Source organism: Rickettsia sp. 109562A South Dakota, from assembly GCF_055791265.1.
Map to the genome: position 1 here is coordinate 45,065 of NZ_CM147703.1, position 12,231 is coordinate 57,295.

Consider the following 12,231-nt stretch of genomic DNA (forward strand, 5'->3'; position numbering starts at 1 on the left):
ATTAAGCATCGTGATGATGGTGTCCATGTCCAGGTCTTCACCGCCTAAACTTGCTTCATATTCAAGAACCCATGATTGATGAAATGCCATGCCGGTATCAGCTACTATCCATCTTTCTAAAAGAACATGAAATCCTGCCTCTCTCTGGAAGAATTATTGAGTGATCTGTAGAAGCAGGTAATGGATGGCTCCCAAATGGTTTATCGTGGCTTATATTTTGGTAAAATGTCTTAAGCTCGTTAAAAGTTAGTCTTTGAGAAAAATCAGTAGGATGATCAGTGATCGCATATGAATAACCACGTGATTTATGTGCCATAGTATAATCCCAATGTATATCAAATTTGTCACCGGATTTTACTTTATGAACATGATGATACTTGCTTCCATCTCTCCAATCAAATGCTTTGTCAGATGAAAATTGTTTCATTTCTGCATTGGTATAATTAACGCAATCTCTAGCATCTTCTTTTCCGCCACTAAGAAGATATCCCTCTTTAATTGCCGGTGCACTTACAGCATCATCAGGAAAATCAACATCACCAGGAAAGGATTTTTGTCCTCCTTCCATCTCATTATTCTGCCAACGTCCTATTTAACCCTAGATCTTCACAAACCATTGCCATTGTCTTAGGTGAGATTGCTGCACCATGTTTGACTTCAATAGGTGCTCTATCATAATCTGCCTGACTGTTAATAGTAACTGAAGGATGCGAAAATTTTTTATAGTACTCTGATTTATTAGGAGCTATTTTGTTATCAACTAATTTTCTAGTCATAATTTACCTATATTTAATATATAAAAATAGATTGAATAATAATCTACCTTTACAATTAACAATGCTTACTAAATTTTTGATATATTGCAAGAAGTTATAAATCATTAAATTGAAAAAATATTTGAAAATAAATAAAAAATCGTTCTTCTTTTTATTACTATTTTTATATTTTTACTTAAACTAATAGTTATTATTATAGGGATATATTCGATTTATTATGTTAACAAAAATTAATATTAATGTGATATGACTGTGCAAAAAAATCACAAAAATATAACCCTATTTAAAAATCAAGATATAGTTTAACTTGTGCTTAACCATTGATTATCGATAAGTTTTAAAAAAATAAATATCATCTCTTTCTAAAATCTTATTAATTTTCTTATAAAAATATTTTATACTAATTGTATGTATACTCTGAGTAAATGAAGAATCTGTAGACGAAGTTTAATTTAGAAAAGAGTAAGGAGTCTGCAAAACGAGTAGCGGAGCGTAGATAAGCTACGTGAGTACCGAAGTATTTGCTAGACGACGTAGCCAATTTTTTAAATTAAACAAGTATACATGTTTATAAAAAATTAGTAGGTTTATGGAAGATATTGATACTTGGCAGAAAAAATTTGAGATTTGTGATTATAGTAAAAAATTAATTGATCGAATTAAATATTTGAATACTATAGTAGACCTACCTATAGATATAACAGAAATTGAAAAAGGTCTTTATTATACCCGTAAATATCACGCTTCTCAAATGCGTCAATCAGGGGAGCCTTATTATTCTCACCCTATAGAAGTTGCAATCATGCTTGCAGATTTTACGGCTCTTGAAGCTCCTAAACTTTATAAATCATATATGATAAATGTTGCCCTTCTTCATGATACTATAGAGGATACAATACTTACACATGCTGATATCAGCAAAATTTTTGATAAGAATATTGCCGATAGCGTAGAACGTTTAACAAGAATTAAGCCGTACGGTAAAATTAGCTCAGGTGAAATGTTAAATTTATTAATTCAAGAACAAAGATATGATATCGCACTTATTAAAGTATTTGATCGCCATAATTTACAAACTATAAATGCTAATCCGGAAAAGGCTTTAGAAACAGTAAAAGAGACTATAGAAAGCTTCTTGCTTATAGCAGCTTATTTAGAAATACGAACCGTAGAACAACAACTATTAAATGTTTGCACTAATTTTATCAAGCAACATTTCCCTTCAGAACAAAAAGAGATATTTCAAAAAGTCGGTTTACGAAATGTCTTTTTAAAACTTCAAAATAATACAAAATAAAAATTCAGCTTTTATGTATATTAGCCTAAAAAACTATTTTTATATTTCCCGTGTGCAGCTTCACCGCTCTCTGCATGATAATGCATCTTATGATCACGTATTTGTATCTCTATTTTATAATTATCCTCAGTTGTAATAATAGTATGCAAAGATTGATAGCCGTTTGGTTTAGGATTAAGAATATAATTTTTGAATTTATCCTTTTCATACTCATAAAGATTATGAACTACTTTTAAAGCTTTATAACATTTCTCTTCATCTATTACCACTATTCTTATCGCAAAAATATCTGTTAATTCTTCTAACTTTATACCCTTACGATATAATTTATATAAAATTGATATTGGATGTTTGATCCTACCTGTTATTTGAGCAGTAATATCATGTTTAGATAAATTATGATTTAAATGTTTAATAACCCTTTGGAGCAAAACTACCTCCTTAATTTATACTCATTCAGTTAATAGTTATACTTTACGAATAACTCCAATTAAAGCAATAAATTTATTAAGTTCTGTTAACATTTCTAATTGATTTGCTATTTTTAGAAATATTAATAAAACTTAGCTTTAGTTGATATTCATAGGAAAAATTAAGCTTGTGGCGAGCTTCGCACTACCCTACCCTATTATTTTATCTTTTATCCTAAATTCGCATTATTTAGACTTCTTTTAGAACTCTAATTTTTTTAAGTTCTACATATAAAATTTAAATTATCTTATTTTAGTCTTTCTTAACTGTATAAATTATAAGATTTTTTAAAATAAGAATAGTAATTTTTCTAAAATCTTATTAATTTTAGTTAGCATAGTTTAACCGACCAAAAGCTAGAAACTTTTATTACTAATTTTTTAAATTAAACGAATATATACATTATAGATTAACCTTGCTTATAGCTTCAATAAAGAAATCTCTTCTTATAATTAAGGCGTAAAACCGCTTTAAACCTTTTGATCATCCTATATGGCACTGTTAACAAAGGTTGAGCTATTATAATTAATTAAAAAATATTTGCAATCATTTATTGAAATAATTACAAGAAATTCCATATATTTTATTTTTTGTGGAAGAGTTTTATCAAAGAATTTATTTGCAAATCAAGCGAAAAATCGCTTTAAAACCCATTTGTACAACTTTTATGCTTGTTGCATAAATCAGTTTTTTCAGTGTCATACCGCGACTTGACCACGGTATGACCTAGAGTGCGTTTTTCAATACACGCATTCGAGAGGATGACATCAATCCATGCAACAAGACCAGCTTATTAGACTTATCGCATAACTTATCTTATGGAGATATAGACTTAGAAGTCCATACCGCCCATGCCTCCCATACCGCCACGCATTGGCATTGGCTCTTCCTTATCAGAAGGTTCGTCAACAATCAAAGTTTCCGTGGTAATAATTAACGACGCAACGGAAGCCGCATCTTGTAGAGCAGTACGTACTACTTTAGCAGGATCAATAATTCCTGCTTTAATCATATCGACATATTGCATATCTTGAGCATTAAAGCCGAAATTTTTATCCTTATGTTCTAGTAATTTACCAACTACTACGCCACCGTTTTCACCGGCATTTTCAACAATCTGTTTTAGCGGATCCTTTAAAGCTTCTATTACTATTTCAATACCTGCTTGTTGATCCTTATTCTCTACTTTAAGCTTTGTTAAAGTTTGTGATGCATGAAGTAATGTTACACCGCCGCCGGCAACAACACCTTCCTCAACTGCAGCTCTTGTAGCAGCAAGTGCATCTTCAACACGGTCTTTACGCTCTTTCACTTCAACTTCCGTAGCACCGCCGACCTTTAATACGGCAACACCGCCGGAAAGTTTAGCTAAACGCTCTTGTAGTTTTTCTTTATCATAATCAGAAGTAGTTTCAGCTATTTGAGATTTAATTTGCAGCACTCTATCTTCAATATTTTTCTTATCACCGCTACCGTCAACAATTACGGTATTTTCTTTGGAAATGGTTACTCTTTTTGCAGTCCCTAGACTCTTAATGCTAACATTTTCAAGCTTCATACCTAAATCTTCAGTAATAAGCTCACCTTTAGTTAAGATAGCGATGTCTTCCATCATTGCTTTTCTTCTATCACCAAAACCGGGAGCTTTTACTGCCGCAACTTTTAAACCACCACGTAATCTATTGACTACAAGCGTTGCAAGAGCTTCGCCCTCAACATCCTCAGCAATAATTAATAGTGGACGCTGCGATTGCACTACAGCCTCAAGTATAGGTAACATCGGTTGTAAATTTGATAATTTTTTCTCAAATAATAAGATGAAAGGGTTTTCAAGCTCAGCAACCATCTTCTCGGAATTTGTTACAAAATACGGTGATAGATAACCTCTATCAAACATCATACCTTTAACTACTTCAACATCGAAGCTAAAATTCTTTGCTTCTTCAACGGTTATCACACCTTCTTTACCGACTTCCTCCATTGCCTTAGCAATTTTCTCGCCGATTTCCTTATCGCCGTTTGAAGATATAGTACCGACCTGTGCGATTTCCTCTTGACTATTAATCTTTTTACTAGATTTTTTAATTTCTTCTACTACTGCGTTTACCGCTAAATCCATACCACGCTTTAAGTCCATAGGATTATAACTGGCAGCTACTAGCTTATTACCCTCACGAGCCAAAGCTCTAGCAAGTACCGTAGCTGTAGTAGTACCGTCACCTGCTACTTCCGCAGCTTTAGTGGCGGCTGATTTTAATAGCTGAGCTCCTGCATTTCTAATTTTATCTTTTAACTCAATCGATTTTGCAACCGTAACACCGTCTTTAGTAATTTTCGGTGCACCGAATGATTGCTCGATAAGTACGTTTCTTCCTTTTGGACCTAAAGTAACTTTTACTGCATTTGCAAGTATATCAACACCTTTTAGCATTTCTTCACGGCCTTCTGAACCGTGTTTAATAAGTTTTGTTGCCATATTTAATTTCTCCTTTTACAAATAAACAATTAATTAATTATACCAAGAACATCGTTTTCTTTCATAACGATCAGTTTTTCGCCTTTAATTTCAATTTCGGTACCTGCCCACTTACCGTATAAAACTTTGTCACCGACTTTTAACTCTAAAGAATGAACTTCACCTTTTTCATTACGAGTACCTGTGCCTACAGCGGTGACGATACCTTGCATAGGCTTTTCTTTAGCAGTATCAGGAATAATAATTCCACCTTTAGTTTTTTCTTCGTGTTCGATAGGCTTTATTGCAATTCTATCATGTAATGGTTTAAAAGACATTTTAACCTCCAATTATTATAGATGTACATACTATATATATTTTATTTTTGTTAATTCAAGGGGAAAGAGCAAAAATTTTTTAATAGACCTCTTGTATAACCTATCTTATAAAGAAGAATTTGAAGGAGGTTAGGCAAGAGGTCTATTCTTTATCAAAATCCTCTAAACTAACTCCATGTTTAGTTTTACTCCATTTGAAGGGACAAAAAATTATTTCAAATACTGCTTTATATGAAGCTACAGTATGTAATATAAAATAACTAGCCCATAAGATCAAAGCTACTATATCTTGAAATTTTACTTTTCTACTTTTCAAAGAATTCTTTAATATGAGCGGTACCATACAAATATAAAAGCGAAAAAACACTATTAACAAGCCATAAATAATTAATTATGGAATTTTTATTTATAACAATAGAAAATATTATAAAGGGTAAACTCCAAAAAATTATAAGTAGATAAGCCGATGAAAATATAAATTGTTATTATTTGTAATAAAGTAAACTTTCGGTATTTATCTTTTTGTGCTTTAAATACAAAAAATGTTTGTAAAAAGCCTTTAATCCATCGTGATCTTTGATTTAGCCAATTCCCTAAACTATTCGGTGCTTCTTCTAGAGTATAGGAATCAAGAATAGCTACTTTATAATTCCGGGAGTAGATTCTTATACCAAGCTCGGCATCTTCCGTTACGTTATAAGCATCCACCCGCCAAGCTTATGTAATATATCCGTTTTAAAATGATTACTAGTACCACCAAGAGGTGTAGGAAGTTTTAGCAAACTTAATCCTTTCAAGATATATTCAAACCATAAACTATATTCTATATTAAACATTTTGGTTAAAATATTCTCATTTTTATTATAAAAATTAAGCTTAGCTTGAAGACAAGCATATTCGGATGGCAAGTTTCTAAACATTGCTAGAACCTTAAGCAACTGATCAGCTTTAGGTTTATCTTCAGCATCATAAACCACTAAATACTCACCCCGTGAATATTCTAGAGCATAATTAAGTGCTTTCGGTTTAGTTCTAGGTAAACTTTTTGGAGCAAATACCACATGAAAGTAAGACGGTAAATTATATAAAGCTATTTCTTTAATCATTAAGTGATCATCATCTTCGATAATTATTTTGACATCTAGCTTATCTTTCGGATAATTAATTAATGAAATATTTTTGATTATTGACTTTAGCTTACTTAATTCTTTATATAACGGCACTAAAATTGTATAAATCGGCAAAGCTTTTTCCTCATTTTGAGAAATTTTTGGTTTCATCTGATAATCTTGGATACTACTCACTCTGTCATCCACGCAATGATTATAATGTGTTGAAGACGATAGGAAATCACGTCTCATGTTATTCCTGCACTCCTCTATGTCATTCGTACAACGCAGGGTCAAGCCACGGTATGGCATCGAGGACTTCTTTAGAGCCATATATTAAGACCCAAGCAGTACCTGATTTTGTAGTTTAAACAATTCCGCTGCACCACCTTTAGCAAGTTTTAACATTGCGAAAAATTGCTCTTCGGAAAAAGGATTTTTCTCTGCCGTGCCTTGTACTTCGATTAAATTACCGTTACCTGCAAACACAAAATTACTATCCACTTCGGCATCACTATCTTCTAAATAATCCAAATCTAGTATCGCCTCCCCTTTATATATACCGCAAGAAATAGCTGCAATTTGGCTAATTAACGGGTTTACTTTTAAAATTCTCTTTTTCATCAATGATCTAATAGCTAGGTGCAATGCTACGTGGCTCCCTGTTATTGCTGCCGTTCTAGTACCGCCGTCAGCATTAATAACGTCACAATCTATAATAATTTGTCTTTCACCAAGTTTTTTTAGGTCAATTACACATCGCATCGCCCTACCTATCAAACGCTGTATCTCTTGCGTTCTTCCGCCTTGTTTTCCGAGTGCCGCTTCTCTTTTAATACGCTGTGATGTAGAGCTTGGAAGCATACCGTACTCAGCAGTAACCCAGCCTTGATTCTGCCCACGTAAAAACGGCGGCACGGTAGTTTCGCAAGTAACACTACACATGACATGCGTATTACCTATTTTAATAAGACATGAACCTTCTGCATTAACAAGCGGTGATAATTCTAATGAAATAGGACGTAATTGGTTGCTTTTTCTTCCTGACTGTCTCATAATACTATAATATTATATTGAAAATTTTAGATTTTTTATTATATCTTATTAATCTAAAAATAAAAAGTAGATAATATGACGGATAATAATATAGAAAATAACGAAGAAGAAATAAAAGAAGTACTAAGTGCTGACAATAACGAGGAAATAACAGAGTTAAAAGCACAAATTGAAGAGCTAAAAGATAAGCTAATAAGAACTACTGCCGAAATAGACAATACAAGAAAGCGTTTAGAAAAAGCACATGACGAAGCAAAAGATTATGCGATTGCTGCATTTGCTAAAGAGCTACTAAATGTTAGTGATAATCTTTCAAGAGCATTAGCACATAAACCGGCAAATCTTGATGTAGAAGTCACAAATATTATTGCAGGCGTTCAGATGACTAAAGATGAGCTGGACAAAATCTTTCATAAACATCATATTGAAGAAATAAAGCCGGAAATAGGATCAATGTTTGACTATAATCTACATAATGCAATTTCACAAATAGATAATACGGAGTATGCACCGAATAGCGTTATTACTTTAATGCAATCAGGATATAAAATTAAAGATAGGCTACTTCGCCCTGCTACTGTGCAGGTTACTAAAAAACCTAAACAAGAAGAATAATATGAGTAAAACCGCTATATTTTGGCTAGTTCTTTTAGGGCTTTTTATAAGCGGCTTTATGCTAATTTCAGATGCAGTAAAACCATTTTTTATTGCGTTTATAATATCTTACTTACTACAACCTGCTAGCGATTTTATCGCATCAAAATTTAAAATATCAAATAAATTTGCATCGAGCATAATTTATCTAATATTTTTGAGCATATTTTTCTTAAGCTTAACTATTTTAGTACCGATAATTTATGGGCAAATTTTTACTTTTATAAATAATATTCCGAAATATAAAAATTATTTTCAAGGAGAAATATTGCCGCCTATAATGGCAAAAATTTATTCGATAGCACCGGATATTGCCGATAACATCAAGAATTCTTTAAGCAATTTTATAAATAGTATATTTACTATACTTGGTAGTATTGCTAATAATTTTTGGCGTTATACTATTATCACTATTAACATATTTGTTTTATTTTTACTTATACCTATAATATTATTGTATTTCCTACGTGACTGGACTAATATTATTGAAAATATGAAATCATTATTACCTATAAAAAGCAGAAAAAAAATCCTTGAAATATTATCGGCAATTAATAATCTGTTATCTGCTTACATAAGAGGACAGCTAAATATTTGCTTATTATTATCTACTTATTATAGTATTGCATTTACCGTAATAGGTATTGATCTTGCTCTTTTACTTGGCATTTTAACAGGGTTTTTAGTTATTATTCCTTTTATCGGTACTTTTATATCGTTTCTCTTGACTCTAATTATCGGTTATTTAACTTTCGGCATGACTGCAAAATTATTATATATAATGATGATTTATTTAGTCGGGAATATTTGTGAATCTTATATTTTAACCCCTAAAATTATCGGTGATAAAATAGGTTTGCATCCGCTTTGGATTATATTCTCAATTTTTGCTTGCGGTAGTTTATTTGGAATTATTGGAATATTTTTTGCCATACCGATTGCCGGCATTACTAAAATTTTACTCTTGAATCTAATTAAATTTTATAAATCCAGTAAGTTCTATCGATTAGAGGGATAAGTATAGTATTGTTGTATGATTTTTAAAAAGCGATCAATGTTATTCCCACGAAAGCGGGAATCCAGTAAAACCTATAAAAAACTTGTTTTTTAGGTTTATTTTGTCAATTAATGTGTAATTCTTGTACCGGTATTAAGGTTATTTTTCTGGATTCCCGCTTTCGCGGGAATGACACCCTCAACCTAGAACAACGCTGCTAAGGATTAATAAATGCAGCAATATATATTTCGTTTTACTACTCCTAATAAATATCATCCTGATGAATTTATTGTTTCTAGTTCTAACGATCAAGCTTATAATATTATACAAAATTGGCAGCACGGCTTTGGCGTTAATCCTTATAAATTTACTTTATTAATTAAAGGCCCTTCTTCTTCAGGCAAAACTTATTTAACCAAAATATGGCAAAATTTAAGCAATGCCTATATTATTAAAGATATCATTTTTAATGAAGAAATTTTAGAAAAATATAATGCTTTTATTATTGAAGATATTGAAAACTGGCAAGAGCCGGCATTACTGCATATATTTAATATTATTAACGAAAAACAAAAATATCTTTTACTTACCTCATTTGATAAAAGCAGAAATTTTGCTTTACCCGATTTATCTTCACGTATTAAATCAGTGCTTAGTATAGTATTAAATTCCCCTGATGATGAATTAATCAAAGTTCTAATATTTAAGCATTTTTCTATTTCTTCAGTAATAATATCCAGGCAAATAATAGATTTTCTTTTAGTAAATTTACCTAGGGAATATTCTAAAATCATAGAAATATTAGAGAATATCAATCAATTTGCTCTAACTTCCAAAAGAAAAATAACCACTTCATTAGTCAAAAAAGTTTTAAATAAGTATAGTCATAAAATATTGTAACTTTTTCTTTGACTTTAAATCTTCCCAATATAATCTTTCTATAATTTAATTTTTTAGAAAAAATTGTGCTGGGATACGAAAAAGAACAAAAAAGTTTAAATAGAGAACAAAAACGGGCTATAGGCTTATTATCTATAGGTACTTTTTTAGAGTATTTTGATCTTATGCTATATGTTCATATGGCAGTACTACTTAATGAGCTTTTCTTTCCGCAATACGATACTCACGTTAATCGACTTCTTGCAGCTTTTTCTTTTTGCTCTACTTTTATTTTTAGACCCTTGGGAGCTCTATTATTTGGCTGGATAGGAGATAATTATAGATCGGAAATCCACAGAGTCATTATTACCACTATTTTAATGTCGGTTGCTTGCGTAGTCATGGCTAATCTTCCTACTTATGCCCAAGTAGGTGCTAGTGCTGCTTGGATAGTAACTATATGTCGATATCATCCATGGGAGAAAGAATAGGAGCAGAATTATATTTAACGGAATCTGTGTCGGAGTTCCTCAACGCTTTCCTGCCGTAGCATTTGTAGGGGTGTGTGCTAGCTTAGGATTAACGACAGCCCTCGGTGTAGCAACCTTAGTTACATCCTATGGCTTTAATTGGCGTATCGCATTTTGGGTAGGTGCAGGCATTGCATTAATAGGTAGTGCTGCTCGGACTACTTTACGTGAAACACCGGATTTTGTTGATGCTAAGCGTAGAATACAAGAAACTATAAAAGAGTAATATAATTGATGTAGCAAAGATAAAAAATAATCCTGTATGGCAGGAAAAAGTTAATAAGAAAACTGCAATCTATTATTTTTTAATACAACTAGCACAACCTGTATGGTTTTATTTTGCTTATATTCATTGTAGTAATTTAAAGATTCACTGCACTATACCGCTGAAGCAGTAATACATCAAAATTTCATTATTTCTATAGTAGAATTTTTTGTAGCACTAGCACTTATGTCTATGCTATAAATTTCATCCACTAAAAATTTTAAAAACACAATTAGTAATATTTTTATATTTAGTCCATTAATATTGGATAATATAACCCAAAGCTGGCAAATTCTCTTAATTCAACTAATTGTAGTTACTTTGTCTCTAAGTGAATTTCCGGCAATTCTAATATTTTATAAAAGTTTTCCGGTTTTTAAACGATTGACCTATGCTAGCTTTATATATGCTTCTTCAAGAGCCGCTATGTATGTAATTAGTTCTTTTGGGCTTGTTTATTTAATAGAACGTTTTAATAATTTAGGATTGTTGATGATAGTAATTCCTATTATTATAGGGTATAGCCTCGGTATATCACATTTTAAAAAGTTAGAAGTTGAAGCCAGAAATTATTACTGAATGCGAATAGCGAATTATTGCATCATCCGCTATTCGGTACAAAATATTGAATATAAAAGGCGAAAGTCGCCTTTCGCCTTTTATATAAATTAAATTAGTTATATACTTTATCTTCTTCAGAGAGTTCGGTTTTAATTATTTCAAGCAGAGAAAAAACCTTACAATATTCTTCTAGCTGTTCGTTTATTTTTTGCAGTTCATTTAAAGCACTACTAAAATCTTCTTGTATTAAATAGGTTTCTACAGTTTTATTCTGCTCTAATGTTTTAAGCATGATATCTTGTAACAATTTATTATAGTGATTGTCTAACTTAGATGTATTTGACATAATGATAAATAAACAACTTTGTATTTTAATTAATATATGAATTTTTTAATAATACAATAACTTTTAGTTAGTTTATGTTATTATTTATCTCTCTTTACTCTATTAACACTAATTTATGATAAAGATTTACCCTAAATTTGCATTTTAAGTAATTTAATTATAAATAACTATTAACAAATTTTAATAATTATCTATAATGCACCATAAAACAGATTAAAGACATACAAACAGAGCGAATAGAATGGCAAGACCTGTAGAAGAAGAAAATAAATATGCACAATCATTAGAAAAAGATTTAGATATTGTAATTCCTAAGGAGCAGAGAAAAAAGGTATCATCTAATAATATAGACACAGTACCTAAAAAGCAGCCTCCAATATTTAGAAGTATGGATGATATGGAGGTTATACAAAAGCGTAACTTGGAGCGTATAATTTCTCAAGAAACAGTAAAAAGTAAAGATGATTTATATATATAATAGAGCAAGAAAGGTTACA

At 31.1% G+C, this 12,231-nt stretch carries 18 protein-coding genes; 8 read left to right on the plus strand and 10 right to left on the minus strand.

Annotated features, from left to right (window positions below; translation table 11 throughout):
* Positions 1-97: 97 nt before the first annotated feature.
* Positions 98-568: a lytic polysaccharide monooxygenase gene (locus ACIAS7_RS00265; protein WP_473198841.1), complete on the minus strand. Its 471-nt coding sequence runs from the start codon at positions 566-568 to the stop codon at positions 98-100.
* 4 nt (positions 569-572) lie between these two features.
* The gene (locus ACIAS7_RS00270; protein ID WP_473198842.1) at positions 573-776 is read right to left on the minus strand and encodes a hypothetical protein; all 204 of its coding nucleotides are present in this window, start codon (positions 774-776) and stop codon (positions 573-575) included.
* Between the two features lie 589 nt (positions 777-1,365).
* Here ACIAS7_RS00270 and ACIAS7_RS00275 point away from each other — a divergent pair.
* Positions 1,366-2,073 carry an HD domain-containing protein gene (locus ACIAS7_RS00275; protein ID WP_473198843.1) on the plus strand — a complete coding sequence of 236 codons (708 nt, stop codon included), beginning with the start codon at positions 1,366-1,368 and terminating at the stop codon, positions 2,071-2,073.
* A 20-nt stretch (positions 2,074-2,093) separates the two neighbouring features.
* Here the strand turns inward: ACIAS7_RS00275 and ACIAS7_RS00280 are convergent, their stop codons facing one another.
* The 7 genes from ACIAS7_RS00280 to rph form a co-directional block, all read right to left on the minus strand.
* The gene (locus tag ACIAS7_RS00280) at positions 2,094-2,504 is read right to left on the minus strand and encodes a bifunctional (p)ppGpp synthetase/guanosine-3',5'-bis(diphosphate) 3'-pyrophosphohydrolase (protein ID WP_473198844.1); all 411 of its coding nucleotides are present in this window, start codon (positions 2,502-2,504) and stop codon (positions 2,094-2,096) included.
* A gap of 872 nt (positions 2,505-3,376) precedes the next feature.
* A complete protein-coding gene (gene groL, locus ACIAS7_RS00285; RefSeq protein ID WP_473198845.1) occupies positions 3,377-5,020 on the minus strand; it encodes a chaperonin GroEL in 1,644 nt (547 codons plus the stop codon).
* A 29-nt stretch (positions 5,021-5,049) separates the two neighbouring features.
* Positions 5,050-5,337 (minus strand): co-chaperone GroES, encoded by a 288-nt coding sequence (locus tag ACIAS7_RS00290; protein WP_473198846.1) that lies wholly within the window; start codon positions 5,335-5,337, stop codon positions 5,050-5,052.
* Between the two features lie 142 nt (positions 5,338-5,479).
* The gene (locus ACIAS7_RS00295) at positions 5,480-5,653 is read right to left on the minus strand and encodes a hypothetical protein (RefSeq protein WP_473198847.1); all 174 of its coding nucleotides are present in this window, start codon (positions 5,651-5,653) and stop codon (positions 5,480-5,482) included.
* 86 nt (positions 5,654-5,739) lie between these two features.
* Complete coding sequence (locus tag ACIAS7_RS00300; protein ID WP_473198848.1) at positions 5,740-6,045, minus strand: glycosyltransferase family 2 protein; 306 nt, start codon at positions 6,043-6,045, stop codon at positions 5,740-5,742.
* Positions 6,027-6,698, minus strand: coding sequence for a glycosyltransferase (locus ACIAS7_RS00305; RefSeq protein WP_473198849.1), 672 nt, complete (start codon positions 6,696-6,698; stop codon positions 6,027-6,029). Before ACIAS7_RS00305 ends, ACIAS7_RS00300 begins: the two co-directional genes overlap by 19 nt.
* Before the next feature lie 84 nt (positions 6,699-6,782).
* A complete protein-coding gene (rph, locus tag ACIAS7_RS00310) occupies positions 6,783-7,502 on the minus strand; it encodes a ribonuclease PH (protein ID WP_473198850.1) in 720 nt (239 codons plus the stop codon).
* Positions 7,503-7,577: 75 nt separating this feature from the next.
* Here rph and grpE point away from each other — a divergent pair, with 75 nt between their 5' ends.
* The 6 genes from grpE to ACIAS7_RS00340 all read left to right on the plus strand — a co-directional run bounded on the left by grpE (position 7,578) and on the right by ACIAS7_RS00340 (position 11,406).
* Complete coding sequence (gene grpE, locus ACIAS7_RS00315; RefSeq protein WP_473198851.1) at positions 7,578-8,117, plus strand: nucleotide exchange factor GrpE; 540 nt, start codon at positions 7,578-7,580, stop codon at positions 8,115-8,117.
* Between the two features lies 1 nt (position 8,118).
* Positions 8,119-9,174 carry an AI-2E family transporter gene (locus ACIAS7_RS00320; RefSeq protein WP_473198852.1) on the plus strand — a complete coding sequence of 352 codons (1,056 nt, stop codon included), beginning with the start codon at positions 8,119-8,121 and terminating at the stop codon, positions 9,172-9,174.
* Between the two features lie 210 nt (positions 9,175-9,384).
* The gene (locus ACIAS7_RS00325; RefSeq protein WP_473198853.1) at positions 9,385-10,053 is read left to right on the plus strand and encodes an HdaA/DnaA family protein; all 669 of its coding nucleotides are present in this window, start codon (positions 9,385-9,387) and stop codon (positions 10,051-10,053) included.
* Between the two features lie 65 nt (positions 10,054-10,118).
* Positions 10,119-10,523: a hypothetical protein gene (locus tag ACIAS7_RS00330; protein ID WP_473198854.1), complete on the plus strand. Its 405-nt coding sequence runs from the start codon at positions 10,119-10,121 to the stop codon at positions 10,521-10,523.
* Between the two features lie 70 nt (positions 10,524-10,593).
* Positions 10,594-10,788: a hypothetical protein gene (locus ACIAS7_RS00335; RefSeq protein WP_473198855.1), complete on the plus strand. Its 195-nt coding sequence runs from the start codon at positions 10,594-10,596 to the stop codon at positions 10,786-10,788.
* 360 nt (positions 10,789-11,148) lie between these two features.
* Positions 11,149-11,406, plus strand: coding sequence for a proline/betaine transporter (locus ACIAS7_RS00340; protein WP_473198856.1), 258 nt, complete (start codon positions 11,149-11,151; stop codon positions 11,404-11,406).
* 94 nt (positions 11,407-11,500) lie between these two features.
* Here the strand turns inward: ACIAS7_RS00340 and ACIAS7_RS00345 are convergent, their stop codons facing one another.
* Positions 11,501-11,734 carry a hypothetical protein gene (locus tag ACIAS7_RS00345; RefSeq protein WP_473198857.1) on the minus strand — a complete coding sequence of 78 codons (234 nt, stop codon included), beginning with the start codon at positions 11,732-11,734 and terminating at the stop codon, positions 11,501-11,503.
* Positions 11,735-11,975: 241 nt separating this feature from the next.
* On the opposite strand from ACIAS7_RS00345, the gene ACIAS7_RS00350 reads away from it, so the two are divergent.
* On the plus strand, positions 11,976-12,212 hold the full coding sequence (locus ACIAS7_RS00350; protein WP_473198858.1) for a hypothetical protein: 237 nt from the start codon (positions 11,976-11,978) through the stop codon (positions 12,210-12,212).
* Positions 12,213-12,231: the final 19 nt, after the last annotated feature.